This window comes from Tildeniella sp. (assembly GCF_059505325.1).
Genome location: NZ_JCACKI010000050.1, coordinates 117,519 through 143,411, shown reverse-complemented (window position 1 = coordinate 143,411; position 25,893 = coordinate 117,519). Strand labels below are relative to the sequence as shown.

Sequence of the window (25,893 nt, the reverse complement as noted above, 5' to 3'; positions counted from 1 at the left end):
CGCCCACTCCCCACTCCCCACTCCCTACTCCCTAAACGGCTGCCAAGCGGTTCACTTTGTCTTCGAGGGATTGCATCAACGACTGATAGGGTTTGATGAATTTATCGATGCCGTCGACCAGGAGTTCATCCATGACTTCGTCCAGGTTGATGTTGATGTCGGGGTCTTTGAGGCTTTCGATGAGGTTGTAGGACTCCTCAACGCCTGTTTCGATACGGTCAGCCACGTTGCAGTGATCGGCGCACGCTTCGATCGTGGCAGGTGGCAACGTATTTACCGTATCAGAACCAATCAGTTCATCAACGTACATAACATCACTATAGTCAGGGTTTTTGGTGCCCGTACTTGCCCAGAGTAACCGTTGAACATTTGCACCTTTGGCACTCAAGGCTTTCCAGCGATCGCTCTGAATAATCTTTTTATACTCCTGGTAGGCAATCTTTGCGTTAGCGATCGCTACTTTTCCTTTAATTGCGATCAGGCGATCGCGGCTACCAGGTTCGGATGCCCCTTGCTTGAGCTTCGCGTCGATTTTGTCGTCGATGTTGGAATCAATACGGCTGAGGAAGAAGCTGGCAACGGAGGCAATGTTGCTGATGTCCTGTCCCGCAGCGACCCGTTTCTCTAATCCGCGAATGTATGCCCAGAAGGTTTCGACATAGCTGCTTACAGAGAACAACAGCGTCACGTTCACGTTGATCCCTTCGCTGATGACTTGCTCGACGGCAGGAATCCCTTTTGAGGTGCCGGGGATTTTGATCATGACGTTTTCTTTGCCGATCGCCGCATAGTAGCGACGCGCCTCGGAAATCGTTTTCTCTGTGTCGTGGGCAATATCAGGGGGCACTTCGATGCTGATGTAGCCATCTAAACCGCCGGATTCATCATAGATTGGCTTGAAAATATCGCAGGCGTTGCGGATGTCTTCAAAGACCAAAGACTCATAGATCTCCAGCAGCGGCTTCTTAGCTTTGATCCCCGCTTCAATGTCGGCATCGTACATCGCGTTACCCGCGATCGCCTTCTCAAAAATAGCGGGATTGGACGTAATTCCTCGCAGTCCACGGGTTTCAATGAATTTCTTCAAGTCGCCTGACTGAATGAGATCCCGCGCCAGGTTATCCATCCAGATGCTCTGACCGAACTCTTTGATCTCCAAAAGATGATTTGTCATCGTTGTTTACTCCTGAATCAAGTGCTTTACTGTCAACGTCGAATGCTTGTCTCACAATCGATAGCTTAAAAACTTAACGAATGTCCTAGCGGATTGACTCATCCTATTGCCAGAAGTTTTGCTCGCTAGAACTAAGATGGCACCATAATCCATCCTCGAAGCGTTTGACTGAAAGAATACACTCTGAGACTTGGCGTGATGAGGTGCAGCCACGATCGAGCGTTTAGCCGCAGTCTAGCGATTCGTGCGTCTCAACCGTTGGTTGATCTCTCTGATAGCCCTGGTCAGAATCGCTCTGTAGTATTATGACGTTGTGATTCCACCTTCTATCTTAAGAAGGCATGAGAAGATTAGCATTTCCTTTAGAACAACTACAGAAAGCGATCGCTGGTAGGTGTTGGAGCATACCTTAGATCGGTAGGTTGGGTTGAGGAAACGAAACCCAACAGGCAAGATTGATGCGATCGCGATCAATCTTGCCTCAGCCTTGCCCATCCTGAATCTAGTCAGTTGAGGGCAACTCATGCACTACCGCCGTGCCAAAACACCCGGAGCAACGTATTTCTTTACCCTTGTGACCCATCAACGGCACCCAATCTTTCAGCATCCAGATGCAGTTGAACTACTGCGCCAAGCATTTCGCTCCGTCAAACACACCCACCCCTTTACAATCGAGGCGATCGTCATCTTACCGGATCACCTCCATTGCCTTTGGACGTTACCACCGGAGGATGCCGATTTCTCTAACCGCTGGCGCTTGATTAAAAGCAGGTTTACCCGATGCTGCCCTGCCCAATTTCGCCAGCAACGGTCAACGGCTCGGCAACATAAGGGGGAACAAGCGGTGTGGCAGCGACGCTTTTGGGAACATCAAATCGCCGATGAGGCAGATTTTGCACAGCATTGCGATTACATCCATTACAATCCCGTCCATCATGGCTTGGTGAAAGCGCCGAAGGAATGGGCGTATTCAAGCTTTCACCGAGCAGTGCGATGGGGAATGTATACGGAAGACTGGGGCGCAGACAGTAAGTTTCAAAATTTAGATGGGGTAGGCAAAGAGTGATGAGTGTTGGGTTTCATGCTTCAACCCAACCTACAAGATCTGCGATCGCACTAAAATCTGAGGGGGAGTGTATTTCTAGAGTAAGACAAATGATTTAAATTGATCCTTTAGAAATGGCAGATCGAGTCTGATGCAACGGGACAGATCGGTTGACCGATCGCATTCTTTGCCAAGTCAAGTTTCTGCAATTTGGTGAGTGATTTTAGAGCATTTATATCAGTAATTTGATTACGGTTGAGTGTCAGGTTCGTCAAATGGATGAGCGATCGCAGCGCACCGATATCAGCAATTTGATTGGCGCTCAGGCTGAGGTCAGTCAGATTTTTGAGCGATCGCATGGCGCTAATATCCATGAGGCGATTATCGTCGAGAGTTAATTCCCGTAGCTGAGTGAGTCTGTTTAATGGGTTCAGATCACTGACCTCGTTGTGCCGTAAGTCAAGTTGGGTTAACTGGTGGAGCGATCGCAAGGCGCTAAGATCGGCGATCTGATTATCGCTGAGAACCAGTTTTGACAGTTGAGTGAGCGATCGCAGCGCCTCTAGATCAGTAATTTCGTTTTCACCAAGATTCAGTTCCATTAACTTGGTGAGCGTCTTCAGTGGGCTGAGATCGCTAATGCGGTTACGGCGTAGACCGAGGATGACCAGATAGCGCAATGGCTCTAAGGGACTGAGATCGTTGATGCGATTGTCGCTGAGAAGGAGGGTTGTCAGGCTAGTCAGCGATCGCAGGGGACTGATGTCATCCACACGATTACCGATGAGAAACAGCTCGTTGAGTTCGGTGAGTGCTTGCAGTGGCTCAAGGTCAGTGAGGCGATTTTTGATCAGAAAGAGCTTGGTGAGATGGGTGAGCGATCGTAGTGAACTCAGATCAGCCACCCGATTTTCGCTCAAGTGAAGTTCGGTCAGGTCGGTTAGAGCCATCAAAGGGCTAAGATCAACAATCTGATTCTGATCCAGGTTCAGAGCGGTAAGACGGGTGAGCGATCGTAAAGGACTGAGGTCAACAAGACGACGATCGCTAAGCTCCAGCACAGTGATGTGAGACAGGGTTTGAGTTGCCTCAAGGCAGCTAGAGGTCTGCGCTTTTTGCAAAAGTACTGTGACAGTTTGCTGCGTGATGGCAGGAAGACTTGATCGCTGTAAGCAAAGATCGGTAAAGGCTGGGACTGTTTCGGCGGGTAATGTTTGTGCTAAAGCTACAGGTGAACTCCAGGCGAGGTAGAGGAAAAGGGTGATGCAGAGGGCGATCGCGGCATAGTTTCTGTAGAGCATCGCTCAACTCATCGTCCGCTTTGCTGTTTGACCCACTGACGAAACGCACGCAAAGCGGGACTCGTGCCTGCGGTGGCACTCATTTCGACAAATTGGGTAATGCCTTCAACGATGGGGATGGTCGGAAAGGTTGGACTGGTTGCTGACTCGACATAACTGCGATCGCGCAACACGCTTATTTGTAGTTTGCCATCGTCATAGCGCCAAATTTCCGGTACGCCCAAGGCTTCGTAAGCACTCACTTGAGTTTTAGAGGTGACATCAACTTCAATGGCGAGATCGGGGGGCGGGTCGATCGACAAATCCAACCGCTTTTTACCGATCATCTGAGCATGATTCTCGATGTAAAAACAGTTGTCTGGCTCGATACCGTAGCCCATCTCCTGCCGCTTGAAGGTTGTAGAACCAAAACATTCACGGTCAATTTCTAGCTCCTCCAAGATGATCTTGACCATATCGCCAATGATTTCTTTGGCTTTCTCATGTTCTGGCAGCGGCATTCTGATCTCTAAGGTTCCGTTGCTGTAAGCCAACCGAGCAGCGCGGCGATCGCCCAATTCTGCCAGAATGTCTTCAAACGCTTGCCAGCTAATGTCGCGCAGTAGCAAGCGTTGTCCCGGAGGCACGGTGAGTTGGTTCAGTTGGAGTGTAACCATGAAGGGTTAGAGTCTTTGGCTTTCTTCAGTTTAGTGGCAAACTCAGACTGCTTTCGCTGCGGTCGCAGAATAGAAAGTACTGGATGCGATCGCTCTCATCTTAGACACTCTGCACATTCGGACAATGGAGCCTTGGCAATGCCCGAAGTCGAGAACATTCTTCTTCTGTCACTGCTGTCGATAGCGCTACGAAGGCTGCTGCTGAACTATTTACAGTGCCAGAGGCTGCTTGAGGTAACGCCGATTCACTCCTTGACAGTGTGATTGAAGATCTAAAACTTGAAAATCTAACGCTTGAAAATGTGAAGCTTGATAGAATTGCTCCAGAGAGGTATCGCTCGATCGCAAGTCAGCTAGATCACCTTACCGCATTCAGCGATGTACCTGCTGCCGCTCATGAGTGACCGCAGGCGCGGGATGCAGGAGTGCGGCAATTTTCTACAGTGAAGGGCTGGTTGCCTTGAAACAACGCTGGTCATTGTTTTTGATCGCTTGTTTTTACACAAAGGCTGAAAAGCCTACCGAGCCTGTAGTCCTGCTTCCTTGCAGAGGACACAGTAGACAATGATTTGTGCTAGAAATCGACGCACAAACCAGAGGTCAAGTGCTGGAATGTGCCGCTTTGTTTCTCTCTACTACCCATGACACAAACCCCTGCCTCAGATGAATCGCTTTACGAGTTGGCGCTCGAAGCTGACCCGACACTCCCGATTCTTCAGGTCAGTCCAGCGACGCTCAAGGCGGCGTTTGGTGCTCTGATTGATCTGCTCTCCGATCGTGAGTTGCCTGCTGTTGTGTGGGCAAAGCTACCCAGAGGCGAGATCTGGCAAGCTGAACTGGAGCGATATAGCGCGTTAGAAGGTGTTTCAAGAGCGATCTACGTCTTCAAGAACCATCGCGAAGAAAGTGCCGACGAAACTAGCATTGTGAGCAGCACGCTTGTAGACCTCAGCATTGAGTCAGAGCCGCCAGCCGTAAACTCGCCTGAGGCGACTCCCCCTGCATGGCTAGAAATTCTACTTGCTCCAGAGAGCCATTTGCGGCGAGATTACTTTCTGCTGGTGTGGACGGCTCAATTTAGAGGATGCATTCTCGCGCACCGTCCGCGCTCTGCACAACTCGCAAAACTTTCTGGGGGCAATGCGCTGGAGTCGCTGGCTGGCTTAGCAGATGTAGCGTTGCCAGGAGCGATCAACGATAGTCAGGAGCGACGACAGCATTTGCTAATACTCTCGTCGTTTGACGGAAGCTTGATTGAACGCCTCTTAAGTGGCTTAGCACAGGTGCTGACAACCAACGCAACTTTGCCCAGCGCAGCAGCGTCGGGGGAGACAACGGTTGATGTTAGCCTGACGCTGCCTGATGTGGTTGCACATTGGCAACAGTTGACCAGTGTGATATCGACAACCCCAACCGATCCCACCGCCTGGGGACAACTCTTTATGAAACAAATTCAGCGGCAGGAGGAGGTGTTGCAGCGTAGTGCCGTTTACCGACGACAGGCAGATCTAGTAGAGATACTCCAGATTCAAAAAGAGGAGTTGATCAACGCGCTGCGATCGAAAGCCGATTTTATCAACACGGTTGGACAAGAACTGCGAACACCGTTGACCACGATCAAAACTGCCCTCTCGTTGCTGAATTCGCCCAGCTTAAAACCACCACAACGCCAGCGCTACCTGGATCTCATTGCTAAGGAATGCGATCGCCAAAGCTCACTGATTACCAGTTTGTTGGATCTGGTGCAACTGGATCAGGCAGTGAGTCCGACTGCTCTTGAGTCCATTCGGGTCTCTGATATTGTGCCAGGTGTCGTGAGTACCTATCAACCACTCGCTGAAGAAAAAGGCGTAAAGCTATCCCATATGGTGCCTGAAGATTTGCCTGCGATCGCCTGTATGAGCAACTGGCTTAAGCAGATTGTGATCAACCTGTTGCATAACGGCATCAAATTTACACCCAGTGGTGGGCAAGTCTGGGTACGCGCCAGACAGCAAGGCAGCTACGTCAACCTGGAAGTTCGTGATACAGGTGTTGGTATGGCTCCTAACGAACTCCCCAAGATTTTCGATCGCTTCTACCGTATCCGACAAGCATCGCTAGAAGATACCAGTGGGGCAGGCTTAGGGCTAACGATCGTTCAGCAATTATTACTCCACTGTGGTGGCTCCATCTCAGTGAGAAGCAAACTGGGTGAAGGCTCTACCTTCACTGTGCTGCTGCCAATTCGTCAACGGCAAGCTGTACCGCCACTGTCATAAGCCAGGTTGTTCTGGTCGAAGGCTACTAAAAACGGGGTTCAATTCGATGAATTGAACCCCATCTAGAAAGACAAAGACATAGCTAGATTACATCGCCAGAGCCAATTCCTCTAGCAAATGCATCTAGTAATGTCCTAGACCGCGATCGCCTGAACTTGTTCAGACAAGCGTGTATCCTTTTCCTGCCATACCTGACCGTCGAGCGCCATTTGCTCAATCAGGCTAGCAAGTCGCAGTGCCTTGAGTGCCTGCTCACCACCAACAGATGGCTGGTTGCCACCCCGGACACAGCCAACAAAATGCTCCAGCTCAGCGTTGAGCGGCTCAATATTGCTGGTATAAACCTTCTCGATTAACCCATCCTGCCGATAGAGCACCTGACCGTGATCCGTCATGCAGTTGGCTGTTGTGCGCCGATGAATCAAAATCTCGTTGTTGAGAAAATCGGCTTCGGTCAGCGAGTTTTTGCAGTGGGCAGCAATGCGTCGAATTTTGCGATGCGTCACTTTGCTGGATGTCAGCGTTGCCACAATGCCATTAGCAAAGCCTAATGTTGCTGTCACGTAGTCTAAGAAGCCAGAATCGGAGGCGCGACTGCCGCTAGCAGTAAGCTTGACGACAGGCGATGCTGCCAGTTCCAGCATCAAGTCAATGTCATGGATCATTAAATCCAGAACAACAGAGACATCGTTAGCACGATCGGCGTAGGGACTCATCCGATGCGCTTCTAAAGCAAGTAGCTCTTCAGCCTTGAGAATTTTATTCAGTTCTTGAAAAGCCGGGTTAAACCGCTCAATGTGCCCGACTTGCAGGATACATTGAGACGCTGCTGCTGCATTGACCAGCGATTCGGCTTCGGCAATGCTAGCGGCGATCGGCTTTTCGACGAGTACGTGGACACCTGCGTGGAGACAGGTCATACCAACCTGATGATGCAGCCGCGTTGGCACAGCCACACAGACGGCATCAACATGCAATAAAAGATCGCGGTAGTCTTCAAAAAAACGGACTCGATATTTACTAGCCGTATCAATGCCGCGCTCAACGTTGACATCAGCTACGCCCACCAGCTCAACATCTTTCAGCATGCTGAGGACGCGAGTATGGTGCTGTCCCATATTACCAACCCCAACGACACCCACCCGAATCGGTTCGGGATGACTTCGCTGTATCTGCGCGCTCGCAAGGTGTGCGGTCGCTTTCTGTACACCTAAAGAACCAGACGAAATGCTATTTTGCACTTCTATTACTCTCCTCCACCACCGAGAACCTGAATAACCGACACTTATAGAGCCAAGTTAGTCATCCGAATGGTAACATGGCATCTCTATTTGTGAAGAATTTCAAAGCTGTAACAAGGTTCCCCAACGGCAGTAAATTTTCCAATCAGCCTAACAAGGCAATATTTTGTCTTTGATTCTTTTTAAGATTTTGAACATCCCTGGATTATCGGCTAATGAATGCTAGAAATTAGGGAATCCTTTGACCATTGCACCCTGTTTCTTTTGATACTCGTAAGCTCTGATGAAACGTTTTTTACTTCAGTTTAAGCATGGTTTGTTTCGGCAATACGGCATGGCTGGAGGCATGGGTCTATTGCTCCTGATTGGTGGTCTGGCGTTCAAACCCGGTTTGAGGTCAAACGCGGATGTGCCCCAAGTGCTGGCTGGCGGCGATCGTGGAAAAAGTCAAGCAAAAGCGGCATCTAGGGGTGAGCAACGGCAGGAACAGAACCGTCAGATTCGTCCTGAAAATTTTGCGCTTGATCGTTATCCGGTCATCAACAAGAACGAGAAATACTGGCGCAACTTGCTCTGGACAACCGCAGTCGTGCAGCCTCAAGACGCGTTTGTTGCCAGTACGATCGAGCAAATACTGGCAATGGCTGTACGCCCCCGACTATCGAATGCGCAAAAGCGCACGATCGATATGGCAGCGCGGGTCGGCACGCAGCTTTATTTAAGCGATCCCAGTCGTTATGCCAGCCTGGGCGAACAGTTTCGGCAAACCATCGATCGCAGTCCTGATCCTGAATGGGTAGCGATGTCTCTTTCGAGCTTGGCAAGAGGCGGTTTGTCACCAGAGGAAATTCAACCGCTTGTGGGACGGGTGAAAGCACGGTTTCCCAACTGGTCTGCGAATGTCTCCTTGCAAACAACCCTGCGCGAAATGGCGGAGTTGATCTCTCCCAGCACTGTGCCACCGCTGGGAGACTTGCTCAATTGGACGATCGCCCCCAAGCAACTACAGTTGTATGTACTCTGTCAGCGCGATCGATCGGTGTTGTGCCAAACAGTGCTAAAAGATGGCAATGGTGCTTTTGTTCGCCAACCGGATGGACAGCTTTGGTCAGTACCGCTGCTGCTGCGATCGATTCACGACTTGAGCTGGAACTTTATTCGTGGCGAAACGCCTCAGGGCATTTACCGTATGGAAGGCGTGGTGCCTCAGCCGGATGATGAGTTTTTTAGAGCGTACGGTCAGTTTGCACTGGTCAACCTGTTTGTGCCGTTTGAATCAGGTGCCAAGCAATTTGTACCCGGAAAGCCAGGACCGTTTAAGGGCAGTCTGGCAAATTACCAGCGCTTGTTACCCCCATCTTGGCGAAACAACTGGGCGATTCAGGAAAGTTTCTGGGCTGGCAAAATTGGGCGATCGCTCTTCCGCATTCATGGTACGGGCGAATCTCCAGACTTCTTTAGTGGCAAAGACAAAAACCCTGACACTTATAACTGGAATCCCACCATTGGCTGTCTATCGGCTGTGGAGCTGTACAACGAACAAGGTCAGCTACTTCAGGCGGATATGCCCAAGCTCTTGAACGCCCTGCAAACACTCGGCGGCAAAAATTTTGCTGGCTATGTGGTGGTAGTAGATGTGCCAGGAAACGCCCGTCAGCCGATCGCGCTGGATGCGATCGAAACAGCTCTACGCGGCGGTAAGCTCTCGCTCAGCACGACGCGACAGCTACAAACATTGCCCAGCAACGCGCTGCCGACCAAAGCGCTGCAAACCGCAGCCTTTCAGCCACCAAAAGGCGATCGCCAGGTAACCGCTGTACCGACTCAGAACGTTTCACCGTCACCCATCGCATCGATCGCTGATCCAACAGTCAGCCGATCGACACCCAGCTCAAGCATCTCTGTTACGCCGCAGCCAGAGATCAATCCAACGACGCAACCCCTGCCGATCGCGTATTGAGGACATAGAGAATCAGGAGTGGAACATAGCGTTGCACTCAAAACTTCACTGCTCATCCCACGCCTATTGCACTCTATAATGGGCTTTCTAAGTTTTTCTGCATGAAGGTGGCTGATTGACTGTACCTGTAGTATCCCTTTGGGTTGATGCTGGCAACTGGTGGGGGCTTACCTGGCGCTTGCTGTTGGCATCGCTCATCGGTGGCGCGATCGGTCTGAATCGACAAATGTCAGGCAAAGCGGGAGGACTAAGAACGCACATGCTGGTGAGTTTAGGAGCCGCTCTGTTTGTGGTGATTCCCACTGCGATCGACGCAACGGCTCACGCAGATGCCATCAGCCGATCGATTCAAGGGGTTGCAACGGGAGTCGGCTTTTTGGGTGCGGGTGAGATTGTGCATCAATCGCGCACAAGGTCAGGTAAACCAGAGATTAAGGGCTTGACATCCGCAGCCGCAATCTGGGTATCGGCGGCATTAGGAATGATCGCAAGCGTTGGTTTGTGGCAAGTTAGCCTGATTGGTACGCTGCTAACCCTGCTCATTTTGATTGGGGCAAAATGGCTCGAAAAATTTGTGCCTGTCGATCGTAATGAAGAGAGGTAGGCATCAGCGCTGCTTTCTAAAGCTAAAACCTATGCTTCGCAAGCCTTTGCCCTGGGACAACTTAAGTCGCTCATCGATCACCGAATCATGGATCGATCGCCTCTGGTTATTGGGGCTACTACTCGCAGCAGGCGTACTATTTGGTGTCAACCTGGGCAACGTGGCGCTACGAGACTGGGATGAAGGAACCGTGGCGCAGGTGGCACGGGATATCTGGCGATCGCCACCCGGTTCGTGGGTCTGGTTGCATCCAACGATCGCGGGTGAGCCGTATTTGAATAAACCACCGCTGATGCACTGGCTGATCGCGCTGGCATTTCGGCTGGGTGGTGTGAATGAATGGATGGCACGGTTGCCTGGAGCGACGCTCGCCGCGCTCTCGGTACCGTTGCTGTACGGGATTGGGCGGGAATTATTTTCGCGTCGCAAGCCTGCGATTTTTGCTGCGTTGGTTTATTTGACGTTGCTGCCTGTTGTCAGGCATGGACGCTTGGCAATGCTAGATGGAGCCGTAGTGTGCTTCTTCCTGTTGCTCATCTTCTGCCTGCTGCGATCGCGGCGAGATTTACGCTGGGGCTTCGGTATGGGCATCGCGTTTGGACTACTGTGCTTGACGAAAGGCATCGTTGCGCTGCTGCTGGGCGCGATCGCGATCGCGTTTTGCCTGTGGGATACCCCTCGTTTGTTGACTTCTAGCTATGTTTGGAGTGGTGTGTTGCTGGGCAGTGCGCCTGTAGTTGCCTGGTACGGGGCGCAGTGGCAGTACTACGGTCAACAGTTTTTCAACATGAATCTACTCAGCCAATCGCTCGATCGAGTGGTCGTTCCAGTCGAGGGACATCGGGGCGAACCCTGGTACTATCTCCTTGAAGTGCTGAAATATAGCGCACCCTGGCTGCTGTTCTTCCCGCAAAGCTGCCGACTGGCATGGGAAAACCGTAACTTGAGTTGGGCAAAGCTAGTACTGGTGTGGATAGCGGGCTACCTGCTAGTCATTTCGCTCATGAGTACAAAATTGCCCTGGTATGTTTTACCGGTTTACCCAGCGTTTGCGATCGCGGTCGGCGCGTACCTTACTGAAGTCTGGCAGCCATCGGATCTCTTTGGACTACATCAACCAGAGCGTCATCGTTATTCGATTGCCTGGACTGTCATCCTCAGCTTCATTGCGATCGCAGGTTGGGTCAGCAGCGTTTATTTCAGCCCGATGGGGTTGCAGCCTCAACCTGGCTTACCCATCATTCTAGGAGCCGTTTCACTCACGCTAACAACCGCGACTGTGCTGCTGTGGCGACGAGACTCGCAGTTTGTGCTGGTATTGCTTTGGGGCATGTATGTCTCACTGCTGCTGTTCGTCGCCTCGCCCTACTGGCTTTGGGAACTAGGGGAGTCGTATCCAGTGAAGCCTGTTGCGGCGCTTGTTCGCCAGCATACGCCCTCCGATGCGACGGTTTGGACACTCTACCCGTATAGTCGCCCGTCGCTCAACTTCTACAGCGATCGACGCATTATACAAAGTGCTGCCAACGCCAGCCAGCTTCCCCCAGCGTTGCAAGACTACTGGCAAAAAGCCCCCCATCCGTATTTGCTAGTCGAACAGGCAACTCTGGCACAACTTTCCCTGCCCGCCATGCAGCCATTGGGTGCTGTCGAAAAATGGGTTTTGCTGACGCGCCAGCAGGGGATAGCAGACAACAAAATAGCCGCACAAAACAACCGTTTGAGCGAGAGCCAGACATAGAAGGAAAGGGATCGGAGATGGGTGTGAAGGTTGTTCGCGTGATTCAGCCCATGCAGCACTACTGGAAAAAGTATCCAATGCTTGCTTGGGCGGTATGGTTTCTCTGGTTGTTGACGATCGCAGCGATCGCCCTGTTCTGGCAGGTTGGCAGTATTGGGTTGATTGATGAAACCGAACCTCTTTTTGTCGAAGCCTCACGTCAGATGGTGCTCACAGGCAACTGGATTACGCCTTACTTTGATGGTGAACCACGCTTTGACAAGCCCCCACTGATTTACTGGTTGATGGTCATTGCGTTTCAATGCTTTGGCATCAATGAGTTTGCGGCTCGTCTGCCATCTGTACTCTCAGCTTTGGCGATCGTAGGCTTCTGCTTTTACACATTACAGCGTCACGGAGAGCCAGGAGTCAGCGGTCAGCGGTCAGCGGTCAGCGGTCAGCGGTCAGCGGTCAGCGGTCAGCGGTCAGGATCAGCCCAAACCTCAAACCTCAAACCTCAAAACTCCCCACCCCTTACTCCTCACCCCACCGCAAAGCGGAAGCAAGCTACACCCCTCACTTCTTACCTCTCACCCCCTCACCTTGCCGCTTGTCTCGGTGCCACAATGCTACTGCTCAACCCGAACATCTTCTTCTGGGGGCGGACAGGCTACTCCGATATGCTGCTCACAGCGTGTCTTAGCGGTTCACTGCTGGCGTTTTTTGTTGGTTATGCTCAGCTCGATCGCCCCCTCAGTCAAAAGCGCTGGTATTTTGCGTTCTACGTACTGATGGCGCTTGCTGTGCTCACTAAGGGTCCGATCGGCATTCTTTTGCCCGGTCTGATCATCGGCTGCTTTTTGCTATACGTGGGTGAGGGCAGAGCTGTGCTGCGGGAACTGCGGCTACTGAGAGGTGGACTGGTTGTGCTGGTCATCTCGTTGCCCTGGTACGTGCTGGTGACGCTGGAAAATGGCGCGGCATTCATCGATTCCTTTTTTGGCTATCACAATGTTGAGCGCTTCACGCAAGTCGTCAATCATCATGCAGGACCGTGGTACTTTCACCTGCTGGTCATTCTGGTTGGCTTTTTGCCCTGGTCAGCCTCTTTGCCCGCCGCGATCGCTCATGTGAAGCCGCTACAACGTCGCTATTGGCAAGCCCAACCGCGCACTCAGCAGCTTGGGCTATTCGCTTGCTTCTGGTTCCTGGTGGTTTTAGGGTTCTTCACGATCGCCTCGACTAAATATTTCAGCTACACGCTGCCTTTGATGCCTGCCGCGGCGATTTTAGTGGCGCTTCTATGGGCAGATTACGTGACGCAGGCACAGACTCGTCAACAGACTGGCTTTATAGTGAGTGGCATTTTGCAGGTGCTGCTACTGCTGGCGGTGACCGTCGCTATGGTTTACTGCCCCCAGTGGCTAGGGTCTGACCCCTGGATGCCCAACTTAGGCTTGCGTATACAGCAGGCGGGCTTGTCAACGATCGGTGCTGTAATTTGGGGACTAACGACCATCGCGGCGATCGGGCTGTTGCTATGGCGCAGCCGTTGGCTATGGCTGACAAACACACTCGGCTTTCTTGCCTTTTTAATTCTGGTCGGGCATCCGTTCCTGCTGATTGCAGATGCCGAGCGCCAGTTGCCATTGCGACAGCTTGCCCAGATTGTAGTGCAGACCCAGCAGCCCACCGAAGATCTGCTCATGCTTGGGTTCAAAAAGCCGAGCTTAGTATTCTACACTCGCCAGCATGTGACCTATCTGGATCAACCCACGGCAGTAAGCAACTACCTTCAGTCGCAGCCGAGCGATCGCACCGGGGCGCTAATTATTGCTGGAATGGAACCGTTACGGCAACTAAAGCCACAACTCAGGCAATATCAAGTGATTAGCCATGCTGGCGTTTACCGTCTGATACGGGTGGTACGTGCCAACGTTGGGCTGAAGTCATAATCGATCGTAGCTTAACGCGAAACAAACCAGCCAGCTCAGCGATGGAAGGGATTGACCGATAAGTCTAACCTGCAGATGTAGAAGCGGTTTCCGATCGCCATCTCTAAATAGCATCCATTCAGACCAGATGTAGCGATATCGCTAGTCATTAAGGTTAAGCAAGAGCAGTCAATAAGAATAGACGTATCAATATGCGGTCATGCCAAAAAACTAAAGATAACGAGCCGCACTTGACGCCCCAGCATCACCAGCCCTCTTCCATTCTGCTTGAAAGAAAGCAAGAGACAGAGGTCGTCTACAGCGCAGAAGAACTACTGAAACTGAGGACCCGACTCCAATCCCCATTGGTGCTTCAGAAAATGCTTGTACATATTCTCACGCATTACCATTTGCTCATAGAGCTTGATGAGGAAGTCTTGAGCCTGTTCGCGGCTCATGTGCTGCACTTGGGACTCAAAGGAACGGATACTGAATTGCTGCTCTAAAGACAGCTCAACAGGTTGGCTCATATTGGACTCCAGATTGAGAGAGTGTATTCTGACAAACCTTTAACCCGATCGCTCAAGTCAAAGGCTACTTGCGAACGTTGATTTCTTTCATAGTTCCCTAAAAAGAGAAATCTCTATTCGCCTTGTATTACAGAATATAACAACCATTTGACAAAAAACCCATACCCCTCTTGGGGTGATCTCCACATCGATCGCTCTATCAAAAGCCGTGTCTTGCTTTCAGCTTTTCTCAATTTAGATGACAGCACACTGGCTGGAGAAGGATTTGTAGCAGGAAGCACCAATGCTTTCCAGGCTCACAACCGCGAACAGACAATCTGTAGTCAAAGCGACTTTGCAAGTCCGACTTGTAGTCTAACTAAACTAATAGGCAGTGTAAAACGCCAAGTCCCTGATCCTAAAAGGCTTTTCGTATATCCGACTAAAATTATCGGGTATGTTTGACGTGGTTTTTAGCCCGTGTTACCATCATTCGAGTTTGGTACTTAATACTGTCTTTCGTTTTCACACTGTCCTCTGCGTTTACAAAGAGATTTTGACCCATGACTCAGGCAACTCGACCACAAACTAAGTCTGCTGCGACCTTTCGTGCCCTCAAATGTAAAGAGTGTGGTGAAGAGTACGAACTTAAGGCAATGCACGTTTGTGAGTTTTGCTTCGGTCCTCTAGAAGTGGCTTATGACTACGACGCGCTCCGACGATCGGTGACCCGTGAGAGCATTCAGGCAGGACCGCATTCCATCTGGCGCTATCGTCCTTTTTTGCCTGTTGAAACGAATCAGCCGATCGATGTTGGTACAGGAATGACACCGCTCGTTCGGGCAAATCGCTTGGCGCGCCGTCTCGGTCTGAGTAAGCTCTATATCAAGAATGATGCCGTTAATATGCCGACCCTTAGCTTCAAAGATCGGGTGGTATCAGTGGCGCTAACGCGGGCAAAAGAACTAGGCTTCTCAACAGTCTCTTGCGCCAGCACGGGCAACCTGGCAAACTCGACAGCAGCGATCGCGGCTCATGCAGGTTTAGACTGCTGCGTGTTCATTCCTGCCGATTTGGAAGCCGCTAAAATCATGGGCACATTGATCTACAGTCCTACTGTCATGGCGGTACAGGGCAACTACGATCAGGTGAATCGCCTTTGTTCCGAAGTTGCCAACACGCACGGCTGGGGCTTTGTGAATATCAACCTGCGTCCTTACTATTCGGAAGGCTCCAAAACATTGGGCTTTGAAGTTGCAGAGCAATTGGGCTGGCAGTTGCCTGACCACATTGTGGCACCGCTGGCATCCGGTTCGCTGTTCACCAAGATTTACAAGGGCTTCCGAGAATTCGTTGATGTGGGTCTAGTTGCCGATAAGCACGTTCGCTTCAGCGGAGCACAGGCTGATGGTTGTTCACCCATTGCTCAGGCATACCGGGAGGGACGCGATTTTGTCACACCTGTGAAGCCCAGCACGATCGCCAAGTCGCTGGCGATCGGCAATCCGGCGGATGGTGTATACGCGATCGACATTGCCCGTAAAACCAACGGCAACATTGAATCGGTTAACGATGCCGAAATCATTGCAGGCATTAAGCTCCTGGCAGAAACTGAAGGTATCTTTACCGAAACCGCTGGCGGCACAACGGTAGCGGTGCTGCAAAAGCTCGTGGAAGCGGGCAAAATTGACCCTGATGAAACCACCGTTGTCTACATCACAGGCAACGGGTTGAAAACTCAAGAAGCCATTCAGGGTTATATTGGCGAACCGTTCACGATCGAACCCAAGCTAGACAGCTTTGAGCGGGCACTCGAACGCTCACACACACTGGAACGTCTGGAATGGCAGCAAGCGCTTGTATAAGTTGTTAGTTGTTGGCTGTTAGTTGTTAAGTCGCTTGCTAAATCATAGAACTCAAAACTCTCTCACCATGTCTATCAAAGTTCTCATTCCAACTCCGCTACAGAAGCTCACCAATAATCAGGCAACGGTTGAATGCACCGCCGATACGGTTTCTGGTTTGTTGGAATCACTGGAAACAAACTGTCCGGGAATTAAAGCGCGTCTATGCGATGACAAGGGCGAATTGCGTCGTTTCGTTAACTTTTACGTGAACAGCGAAGATATTCGCTTTTTAGACGGTGCCAATACACCCCTGAAAGATGGTGATGAGGTTAGCATTATTCCGGCGATCGCGGGTGGCTGATTGGGTTCGAGGCTACACTCCTGCTCTTAATCAGAGCAAGTGCAGCGGATCGATGTCAATGGTTAGGCTGACGCTGCTGGCGCAGAGTGCTCGAAGCGCAGCGACATCGGGCAGCGTCACTGGCTGGTGGAGCGGCAGTTTAAGCAGAATCTGCCAATGGTAGCGACGGGCAACGCGCAAAATCGTCGCGGGAGCGGGACCCAGACGCTCAACGCCTTGCGCTTCCAGATCAGCGAGTGCAAGTGCGACCCGTTCGGCTGCCTGCTGCACTGTAACTGGGCTACTGCTACCAAAGCGCAATAGCACCAGGCGGCTGTAGGGTGGATAGTGGAGCTGCGATCGATGCTGTAATTCGTCCTCGACAAACCGCTCATAGGCGTGCTGATGCACCGCCTGAATGACCGGAGACTCCGGTGAATAGGTTTGCAGAATCACCCGACCTGGATCATCGCCTCGTCCACACCGTCCTGCTACCTGCGTCAGGGTTTGAAACGCACGCTCACTGGCACGATAGTCAGCCATATGCAGCAACCCATCGGCAGACAGGATGCCTACCAGCGTCACCTGCGGCAAATCAATGCCTTTTGCCAGCATCTGCGTACCCACCAGAATGTCTGCCTCACCAGCCGCAAACTGACTGAGCAGTGCCCGATGCGACCCTTTGGTACGGGTTGTATCACTGTCAAAGCGGATCGATCGCAGGTCAGGAAACTGTTGCGCCAACGCCTGTGCGATGCGCTGAGTACCACTACCAAAATGTTTGAAATACGTAGACTGACAGGTTGGACAGTCGTTTGGCAAGAGTCGGCTGTAGTTGCAGTAGTGGCAACGCAACAAGGGCGTTGCCTCTGTATGGCTGTGGTGATATGCCAGTGACACGTCACAGTTAGGGCAGGTGACGACATAGCCGCAGCTTCGGCACGAAACAAAGGTGCTGTGCCCACGGCGATGAATGAACAGAATGCCCTGCTGCTGCCGTTCCTTCATCGCAATCAGCGCTGATCGCAGCGATCGACTAAACACCGAATGATTCCCTTGATGCAGCTCCTGACGCATATCTACAACTTCGATCGACGGTAGCGGGCGATCGTAAACGCGCTTGGGGAGGGAGAGGAAAAGGTGAGGGGGTGAGGGAAGTTTTGACGTTTGACGTTTGATTTGATCCTGACCGCTGACTGCTGACCGCTGACTCCTGACCGCTGACTCCTGACTCCTACTTTGCACCCAACTTTCTAACGAGGGCGTTGCTGACCCCAACATTAAAGGGCAGTGTTCCAGTTCTGCCCGCCATTGAGCAACGGTGCGGGCGTGGTAGCAAGGGGCAGGCTGATCTTGCTTAAAGCTGGAATCATGCTCTTCGTCGAGCACAATCAGTCCCAAACGGGGCAGGGGTGCAAAAGCAGCCGATCGCGTGCCAATGACAATCTGAGCCTCACCGTTGAGCATTTGTCGCCAGGTGTCATACCGTTCACCGTCAGACAGGGCGCTGTGGTAAACGCAAACTCGATTACCGAAGCGGGCACGGAAGCGATCGGTCAACTGAGGCGTGAGTCCAATTTCTGGCACCAGCACCAGCGCCGATCGCCCTTGTTGCAGGATGGGCGCGATCGCCTGCAAATACACCTCTGTTTTGCCCGATCCAGTCACACCGTGGAGTAAGACCTGAGCAAAGCCAGACAGTGCCTGGAACTGCTCCAATGCTGCCGTTTGATCTGGAGTCAATGACTTTGGTAAATCGGCTGTGACAGTTGGTCCGCCTTCCCGCCGCAGCACTTCCCGCGGTTGGATCACCACCTGTCCTTTTTGTGCCAGCCCCTTCAGAGTGGTAGAACTGGTCTGGCACAGTTGAAGCAAATCGGTTAGCCAAAGTTCGCCTCCTTGCCGCCGAAGGACTGCCAAAATTTCCTGTTGTCTGGGCGTAAGGTCAGAGGGTGATGGTGAGGCAACCAGCATCACGGCTAGTTTCTGCTTGGGGCGGACGGGCGTTGGCGGTTCCAGGTAGTTTTCCACCAAGCCGTGCTTAACCAGCTCTTGCAGTCCTCGGTAGGCGTTTTGACACTGACGCTGTAAGTATTGCCAGCTATAGTCCCCCGTTTTGCTGGAGTTGAGGAGCGTGAGGAGCTGTTGGGCGGGAGAGGAGAGAGGGGAGAAATCGGTTGCGTTGTTAGCCTTTATCCTTTCGCCTTTATCCTTTTTGTTCACTAGCCGCACGCGTCGCTGCGATCGCGACAATAGCCCTGGTGGAAGTGCGACTCGTACAACCTGCATCAGTGGTGTGCAGTAGTAGTCGGCAACGCGGTTCAGTAACTGCCAGTAGGTTGGCGAGAAAAAGCCTGACTGCAAGATGTCTTCAACATCACGGATCTGTGTTGGCTCTAGATCAGCAGGTGGTTGCTCTAGACAGCGAATGGCGATCGCCCCTACCTGCTGCATCCCAAACGGTACGCTGAGAATATCACCCGGCTGAATGACCAGAGGCGGCGGCAACCGATAGGTAAAAATCCCCTGTGCGCCCGGGCAATCGACCAACACTTCAACCCAGATAGTTAGTGGTGCAGTTGTTTGATAATTGGTTCCAGGCTCAGCTAAAACGGACATGCAGCAGACGATGCTCCAGAGAAAAGTAGCCTTGAAACCTGGCGCACATGGGTGCGTAAGGCTCTATCAGGCGTAAGGAAAAAAAAGGAAGACAAGAAGACTGTATCGACCAATAAACCTTCAGCGGTTAAGGGTCTCAGCCAGCGCCACTAACCCACAAGCCATCGTGCCACAGCCGAATGGTTCTCCATACTCTAGCTTGTGGCGGAGTGATTTTCACCCTACCGATAGAGAGGAGATTGTTTGATTGTATGAGAGCCTTTGGTCAGAAAGTTAAAGGTTCGATCGACCTGATTGTGGTCATTGGAAGCAAAAAAAGGTGATGCTCATTACCTGGGTTGGCGACAGCCGTAGCTGACTGGCACTACCAAGTTTCTTGATGGCATTGTTTAAGCGCGAGGTTGTGAGCACCTGGTAATGAAGCTAACTGAAATATGTGCAGTCAGATGCTTCACTAGACCCAAGTGTTTCCTCTACGTAGAGTCGTTTCATTGTTGCAGCTTAGCCTAAGACGCTTCTCACTGGCGCTATCAGTTCTGCTCAGTGCTTGCCAATGCTTTTCCGAGAGATTTTTTCCAAGAGGTCTTTGTCGTTGAGCGAACAAACCAAAATTTTGCTTCAAGTAGCTTAACGGACTGTGATCGCCTTACTGTACAGCAACGTTCATTGCTCATTCCACTTGAGAGACTCATACGTATCCCCAATGCCAAAATCGAACCGTTAAGATCAGCAAATTAAAGATGGTTAAGATGAGCAAATTTACTCAAGCCAAGTTGCTTCTACCTGGGCAGACCTGTTTTTAGTCCGCTGTGTACGCAACGTCACTCCCGAGCTTTTAGCCCTCTCACGCACGAATTCTTAATATGTACCAAAAGTTAACATCGACCCAACCCGCTATCACTTATACGCCTGAAGCTACGCCTACAGATAAGGTTGACTCCCTCGAATCTCTGCAACTAGTGGCAGACGGAGAATTACCCGCTGGGTTGATTGCTGAAGATTTGGGAGAGCCTGACATTGCTGACATTGATGCCGTCGAAGCCGAACTTTACCAGGGTGAGAATGCTGGTGACGACGTGATCAACATTAGCGATGCGATCGACGTTGGCGATGCTACAAGCGCTGATGAAGACGTGGATCAAATTGCCAGTGCGCGTCCTTCCGGGTACAGCAAAACCAGCACTGATGACGCAGTTGGTGCCTTCTTTAAAGAAATGGCACGCTACCCGCTGTTAAAACCAAATGAAGAAGTTGAACTGGCACGACGGATTCGCTATCTGGTTGATATAGATGATGTGCAAACGCGGCTCATTGAAGAGCTTGGACGGTTGCCAAACCGAGAAGAACTGGCAGCCGCTGTAGGGCTGAATGAACGACAGTTGGAGCATCGCCTCTATCGCAGTCGCGTTGCTAAGCGTAAGATGATCCGCTCAAACTTAAGGCTAGTGGTCTCGATCGCCAAACGGTACTTAAATCGAGGCGTTCCATTCCTGGATTTGATTCAGGAAGGCGCACTGGGCTTAAACCGTGCGACCGAAAAATTTGACCCTGATAAGGGCTATAAGTTCTCCACCTATGCGTACTGGTGGATTCGGCAGGGAATTACACGGACGATCGCCAATGATGCCCGCACCATTCGACTGCCAATTCATATTGTTGAAAAGCTGAACAAGCTTAAGAAAGCACACCGTGACTTACGCAAAGAGCTACACCGTAACCCTACCGAGGTCGAGTTAGCTGCCGCATTAGAAGTGACACCAGAGCAACTGCGAAATCTTCAGCAGGTACGCCGTAAGTCGCTATCGCTGAATCACCGTGTTGGCAAAGGCGAAGATACGGAACTGATGGATTTGCTAGAAGATGGCGATACCCAGTCTCCTGAGGCACAGATGAGCGAGACGATGCTGCGTCAGGAAATCTGGGACGTGCTGGGCGACGTGCTGACTCAGCGCGAGAAAGACATTATCTCTTTGCGCTATGGCTTGACCTCCAGCAAACCCTGCACATTGGAAGAAGTGGGTGGTTTGTTTAACCTCTCGCGCGAACGGGTACGGCAAATTCAGAGCAAAGCCATGCGGAAGTTGCGCCGTCCTCAAACTGCGGAACGGTTGAAGAGCTGGCTAGGTTGAATGTTTAGTCTAAAAAGCGCGTCAAAACTGGTATCCTGCATTAGTCTTGTAGGGCAGATTATGGTTGCAGTAATTTGTCCAAAAGTACTGAGTTTGCTATGGGATTTGTACAGTTTCTCCGTCTACGCGATCGCTTGTGGCTGAATCATTCTCCGTTGACACCGTTACAGTCCAGTAAACGCCAGCCTCACCGTCTAATCACCGCTGTTGTGATGGTCAGTCTAGTGGGAGGGAGTCTTGCACCATCCCCTGTTTCTGCACAGACAGCCCCCTACTGCCAACAGTCACTAGCGGCGATCGAACAAAAGGAAGCGTTGCGCCAACTTGCAGCGACTGGTAACCGGGACGCTCAACGGCGTTATGCCAATCTCATTAAGCAGCATGGACAGCGACTGCGTACCTGCCGCAAGCAGTCTTGGCTGCAAAATCAAGCAATCTGGCTCAGGCTTTACCCGTGTGACCTCAAATCAGGCGCGTTAGAAGCTGTTTTAGACCGCATTGTGAATCGCGGCTATACCCAGGTCAATGTGGAAGCGTTTTACAACGGTAAGGTGCTCTTGCCTGCCAACGATAACCCAACGCCCTGGTCTGCTGTCCTGGCTGGCTCTAGGGCAGAAAACACCGATCTGCTGGCTGACATTATTCGCAAAGGACGTTATCGGGGTCTAAAGGTTTACGCTTGGCTCTTTGGCATGAACTTCGGTGCAAGCTATGTCCGTCGCCCCGATAAACAACAAACCCTTGCCCGTAACGGCTTAGGGCAAACTAGCTTGACAGCAAATACGATCGCGGGACTCAGCGTCGAACTGGGCGTTGGCAACCCTGGCGAAGCGTTTGTCGATCCCTACAGTCTCCAGGCACGGCAAGATTACCTTCAGATGGTGCAGTCGATCGCCAAGCGCCGACCGGACGGAGTGCTGTTCGATTATGTCCGTTATCCTCGTGGATACGGTGCGGCATCTGTTGCTGGCAAAATTCAAGATCTGTGGGTCTACGGTGAAGCGTCTCAACAAACGCTGTTGCAACGGGCATTGAACTATCGAGGCATGGAACTGATCCGGCGCTTTCTGGGGCAGGGCTTTATCACGGGTGACGACCTCAGAGATCTGAATCTGCTCTATCCTAACGAGCGAGAACCGCTCTGGCAGGGCTTGAACCCCATGCGGATGACCGCTTCGCTACCGATCGCCCGTCGGGTTGCCCTGTTGCAGTCTGATCTGTGGCAGCTATCGGTGGCTCATGCATCACAGGGAGTATTGGACTTTGTGAATGCGGCGGTTGCACCCGTCCAGCGTCAGGGCATCCCGGCTGGAGTCGTTTTCTTCTCTGATGGCAACCTTAGCGTGGGGCGGAACGGCTTCGACTCTCGCCTCCAGCCGTGGGATCGGTTTCCCAGTTCTCTAGAGTGGCACCCCATGGCGTATGCCACCTGTGGTAACACTGCCTGTATTATGGCGCAGGTGCGACGAGTGCTTAAAGCGGCTCCCCGTGGCACTCAGGTCAAACCCGTTCTAGCAGGCATTTGGCAACAGTCGGTCAGTAATCGTCCTCCGTTAGAAGTGCAAATGCAGGCACTCCAGCGTACAGCACCCCAGGTTCGCACTATTAGCCACTTTGCCTACTCCTGGCAGGAACCAGGGTCTGATCGCGATCGCAAATACTGCCAGCCGTAGGAATGCCTACCCTACTACAAAATTCACCAGTTTTCCGGGCACCACAATCACCTTTTTAATCTCCTTCCCGTCGATATACTTACGCGCAATCTCTGATTCTCGCGCATACTGTTCCAACTCATCCTTGCTCGACTGGGACGGCACTTGCAGGGTACCCCGCGTTTTGCCCAAGATCTGAATCACCAGCGTCATCTCATCTGCTACAAGTGCCGCCGGATCAGCCGTCAGCCATGATTGAACGTGAATCGAATCTGTATGTCCCAACCCATGCCACAGCGCCTCGGCAATGTGGGGTGCAAACGGAGCCAACAGAATTAGCAGCGTCTGAATGCCCTCCGCATAGACAGGCGACTCGTTGCAGGACGCATCGGTTAGCGCATTACTTAGCTTCATCAGCTCTGAAACGGCTGTATTAAACTGATAGTCGCCTTCCAAATCATCGGTGATAGCTGCGATCGCCGTATGGATCGATCGGCGTAGTTCTTTCTCAGGCTTGCTGACCGCTGACCGCTGACCGCTGACCGCTGACCGCTGTTCTCCAAACTCCATCACCAACCGCCAGACCCGATTCAAAAACCGAGACTGTCCTTCCACATCCGCTTCATCCCACTCCAGATCCTTCTCTGGCGGTGCTTTGAACAAGATGAACATCCGTGCAGTATCCGCGCCGTATTTGTCAATCACGTCACCCGGAGCCACACCGTTGTACTTGGATTTGGACATCTTTTCGTAGACCAACTCCAGCGGATCGCCCGTTTCTGGATCGATCGGATGAGTCAAATCGGCAATCTGCGTCGAGATGACGTACTTGCCCGTGCGTGGATTCTTGTAGGTTTTGCCCTGCACCATGCCCTGCGTCAGCAAGCGCTGAAAAGGTTCGTCAAAGTTGAGCAGACCACGATCGCGCAGCACCTTCGTAAAGAACCGCGAATACAGCAGATGCAAAATGGCGTGTTCAATACCGCCCACATACTGATCAACGGGCATCCAGTCGTGTGTTTTTGCGGGATCAAACACCTGCTGACTATCACGTGCATCGGGGTAGCGCAAAAAATACCACGACGAATCAATGAACGTATCCATCGTGTCGGTTTCGCGCCGTGCCGCCGTGCCACAGGTGGGACAGGGCACATTCACCCAGGATGACAGCGTTGCCAGCGGTGAGCCTCCCCGACCAGAAAGTTCCACATTCTCTGGCAGTTGCACAGGCAGATCCGCATCCGGCACCGGAACGGCTCCACACGTCGGGCAATGAATAATCGGAATCGGTGCGCCCCAGTACCGTTGCCGTGAGATCAACCAATCCCGCAGGCGATATTGAATGCGCGCTTTGCCAAACCCTTGTTGTTCCGCGTATTGGACGATCGCCGTTTTTGCCTCTACTGACGGCAACCCATCAAACGCGCCGGAATTGATCAAAACTCCCGGTTCGGTATATGCCTGGGTTAGGGGTGTGGGGTGTAGGGTGTGGGGTGTAGGGGAAGATTCCACTCCCGACTCCCGACTCCCGACTCCCAACTCCCCTCCCTTCCCTTCTGCCTTCTGCCCTCTGCCTCCTGCTCCCCCTGCCCCCTTGTCTTCCTCTGCCTCCCTTACCACCGCTTGAATCGCCAACCCCTGTTCTTTCGCAAACTTGAAATCGCGGACATCGTGGGCAGGTACTCCCATCACTGCCCCTGTACCGTATTCGTATAGGACGTAATCAGCAATCCAAATCGGAATTTCTTCACCCGTAAACGGATTGATTGCCTTACCGCCTGTGGGAATGCCGCGCTTCGGCTTGTCTTCAGCGGTACGCTCCAACTCACTTTGGTCAGAAATTTCCTGCACGAATGCGTCTACGGCTGCTTGGCGATCGCTCGTTGTCACCACTTGCGTCAGCGGATGCTCTGGAGCAAGCACTACGTAGGTCACGCCGTACACTGTATCGGGGCGCGTGGTGAACACGCCAATTTTCTCACCTGAACCGACGATCGGAAACTCCAGGTAAGCCCCAGCAGATTTGCCAATCCAGTTTGCCTGCATCAATTTGACGCGATCGGGCCATCCCGGTAGCTTATCCAGATCGTTCAATAGCTGTTCGGCGTAGTCAGTAATTTTGAAGAACCACTGACGCAGCAGTTTACGCTCGACCTTTGCGCCCGATCGCCACGATTTGCCATCGTTGTCTACCTGCTCGTTTGCCAGGACGGTTTGATCGATCGGATCCCAGTTCACCGCCGATTCTTTCTGGTACGCCAAGCCAGCCTGAAAAAATTGCAGAAAGATCCACTGCGTCCACTGGTAATAATCAGGCGAACAGGTGGCAACTTCGCGGCTCCAATCGTAAGACAGCCCCAGGCGCTTCAGCTCAGTTCGCATCTGGTCGATGTTCTGGTACGTCCATTTGGCGGGATGGATACCGCGATCGATCGCCGCATTTTCCGCAGGCAGTCCAAATGCATCCCAGCCCATCGGGTGCAGCACCCGATAGCCCTGCATCCGTCGCACCCGCGCCAGTACATCCGTGATCGTGTAGTTGCGGACGTGCCCCATGTGGAGGCTACCCGACGGATAAGGAAACATCGACAGCGCATAATACTTTGGCTTGCTGCTGTCGTCTGGTGTCAGGTCTATGCCTTGCTCTGCCCAGGTTTGCTGCCACTGTTGCTCAATTGAAGCGGGGTTGTAACGGGACTCCACGAAAACGGCTCCTACTCAGTCCTCTTGCTACACTCTACCCTACAAAGAAACAGTGGCTACTGCCACGGCTAATCTCTTATGGCTGTCGCCAAGACGCTTAGGACATTGGAATTAAAGATGTATGGAGGCGTTGCCCCAGCCAAGGGGTGAACCCCCTGCACCCCGTCCTAACCCATGTGACTGTAGCTATACAAACCC

17 protein-coding genes are annotated in these 25,893 nt (G+C 52.1%); 10 read left to right on the top strand and 7 right to left on the bottom strand.

Annotated elements, in window-relative coordinates; all coding sequences use genetic code 11:
• Positions 1-31 precede the first annotated feature (31 nt).
• On the bottom strand, positions 32-1,174 hold the full coding sequence (gene tal, locus AC5JO6_RS17025) for a transaldolase (protein ID WP_496082257.1): 1,143 nt from the start codon (positions 1,172-1,174) through the stop codon (positions 32-34).
• A gap of 523 nt (positions 1,175-1,697) precedes the next feature.
• On the opposite strand from tal, the gene AC5JO6_RS17020 reads away from it, so the two are divergent.
• On the top strand, positions 1,698-2,240 hold the full coding sequence (locus AC5JO6_RS17020) for an REP-associated tyrosine transposase (protein WP_496082256.1): 543 nt from the start codon (positions 1,698-1,700) through the stop codon (positions 2,238-2,240).
• 107 nt (positions 2,241-2,347) lie between these two features.
• Here the strand turns inward: AC5JO6_RS17020 and AC5JO6_RS17015 are convergent, their stop codons facing one another.
• Positions 2,348-3,520, bottom strand: coding sequence for a leucine-rich repeat domain-containing protein (locus AC5JO6_RS17015; RefSeq protein WP_496082255.1), 1,173 nt, complete (start codon positions 3,518-3,520; stop codon positions 2,348-2,350).
• Positions 3,521-3,528: 8 nt separating this feature from the next.
• Positions 3,529-4,176 (bottom strand): Uma2 family endonuclease, encoded by a 648-nt coding sequence (locus AC5JO6_RS17010; protein WP_496082254.1) that lies wholly within the window; start codon positions 4,174-4,176, stop codon positions 3,529-3,531.
• Between the two features lie 641 nt (positions 4,177-4,817).
• Between AC5JO6_RS17010 and AC5JO6_RS17005 the strand changes: the two genes are divergently transcribed.
• Entirely contained in the window at positions 4,818-6,437 is a 1,620-nt protein-coding gene (locus AC5JO6_RS17005; RefSeq protein WP_496082253.1) for an ATP-binding protein, read from the top strand.
• A gap of 134 nt (positions 6,438-6,571) precedes the next feature.
• Here the strand turns inward: AC5JO6_RS17005 and AC5JO6_RS17000 are convergent, their stop codons facing one another.
• Positions 6,572-7,666, bottom strand: coding sequence for a Gfo/Idh/MocA family oxidoreductase (locus AC5JO6_RS17000; protein WP_496082440.1), 1,095 nt, complete (start codon positions 7,664-7,666; stop codon positions 6,572-6,574).
• Between the two features lie 295 nt (positions 7,667-7,961).
• Between AC5JO6_RS17000 and AC5JO6_RS16995 the strand changes: the two genes are divergently transcribed.
• The 4 genes from AC5JO6_RS16995 to AC5JO6_RS16980 all read left to right on the top strand — a co-directional run bounded on the left by AC5JO6_RS16995 (position 7,962) and on the right by AC5JO6_RS16980 (position 13,917).
• On the top strand, positions 7,962-9,638 hold the full coding sequence (locus tag AC5JO6_RS16995; RefSeq protein WP_496082252.1) for a hypothetical protein: 1,677 nt from the start codon (positions 7,962-7,964) through the stop codon (positions 9,636-9,638).
• 115 nt (positions 9,639-9,753) lie between these two features.
• Complete coding sequence (locus AC5JO6_RS16990) at positions 9,754-10,242, top strand: MgtC/SapB family protein (RefSeq protein ID WP_496082251.1); 489 nt, start codon at positions 9,754-9,756, stop codon at positions 10,240-10,242.
• A gap of 31 nt (positions 10,243-10,273) precedes the next feature.
• Positions 10,274-11,983: an ArnT family glycosyltransferase gene (locus tag AC5JO6_RS16985; protein ID WP_496082250.1), complete on the top strand. Its 1,710-nt coding sequence runs from the start codon at positions 10,274-10,276 to the stop codon at positions 11,981-11,983.
• A complete protein-coding gene (locus AC5JO6_RS16980) occupies positions 11,899-13,917 on the top strand; it encodes an ArnT family glycosyltransferase (RefSeq protein WP_496082249.1) in 2,019 nt (672 codons plus the stop codon). The genes AC5JO6_RS16985 and AC5JO6_RS16980 overlap by 85 nt, the downstream gene beginning before the upstream one ends.
• Positions 13,918-14,228: 311 nt before the next feature.
• Here AC5JO6_RS16980 and AC5JO6_RS16975 read toward each other — a convergent pair whose 3' ends face one another.
• Positions 14,229-14,426: an NblA/ycf18 family protein gene (locus AC5JO6_RS16975; protein WP_496082248.1), complete on the bottom strand. Its 198-nt coding sequence runs from the start codon at positions 14,424-14,426 to the stop codon at positions 14,229-14,231.
• A gap of 542 nt (positions 14,427-14,968) precedes the next feature.
• Here AC5JO6_RS16975 and thrC point away from each other — a divergent pair.
• Positions 14,969-16,270 carry a threonine synthase gene (thrC, locus tag AC5JO6_RS16970; protein WP_496082247.1) on the top strand — a complete coding sequence of 434 codons (1,302 nt, stop codon included), beginning with the start codon at positions 14,969-14,971 and terminating at the stop codon, positions 16,268-16,270.
• Positions 16,271-16,337: 67 nt separating this feature from the next.
• Entirely contained in the window at positions 16,338-16,613 is a 276-nt protein-coding gene (locus AC5JO6_RS16965) for a MoaD/ThiS family protein (protein ID WP_496082246.1), read from the top strand.
• 30 nt (positions 16,614-16,643) lie between these two features.
• Here the strand turns inward: AC5JO6_RS16965 and priA are convergent, their stop codons facing one another.
• Complete coding sequence (gene priA / locus AC5JO6_RS16960) at positions 16,644-19,211, bottom strand: primosomal protein N' (RefSeq protein ID WP_496082245.1); 2,568 nt, start codon at positions 19,209-19,211, stop codon at positions 16,644-16,646.
• Positions 19,212-20,074: 863 nt separating this feature from the next.
• Between priA and AC5JO6_RS16955 the strand changes: the two genes are divergently transcribed.
• Positions 20,075-21,340 carry an RpoD/SigA family RNA polymerase sigma factor gene (locus AC5JO6_RS16955; RefSeq protein ID WP_496082244.1) on the top strand — a complete coding sequence of 422 codons (1,266 nt, stop codon included), beginning with the start codon at positions 20,075-20,077 and terminating at the stop codon, positions 21,338-21,340.
• A gap of 98 nt (positions 21,341-21,438) precedes the next feature.
• The gene (locus tag AC5JO6_RS16950) at positions 21,439-23,013 is read left to right on the top strand and encodes a glycoside hydrolase family protein (RefSeq protein ID WP_496082243.1); all 1,575 of its coding nucleotides are present in this window, start codon (positions 21,439-21,441) and stop codon (positions 23,011-23,013) included.
• Positions 23,014-23,019: 6 nt separating this feature from the next.
• On the opposite strand, the gene leuS is transcribed toward AC5JO6_RS16950, so the two are convergent.
• Positions 23,020-25,695 (bottom strand): leucine--tRNA ligase, encoded by a 2,676-nt coding sequence (gene leuS / locus AC5JO6_RS16945; protein WP_496082242.1) that lies wholly within the window; start codon positions 25,693-25,695, stop codon positions 23,020-23,022.
• Positions 25,696-25,893 lie beyond the last annotated feature (198 nt).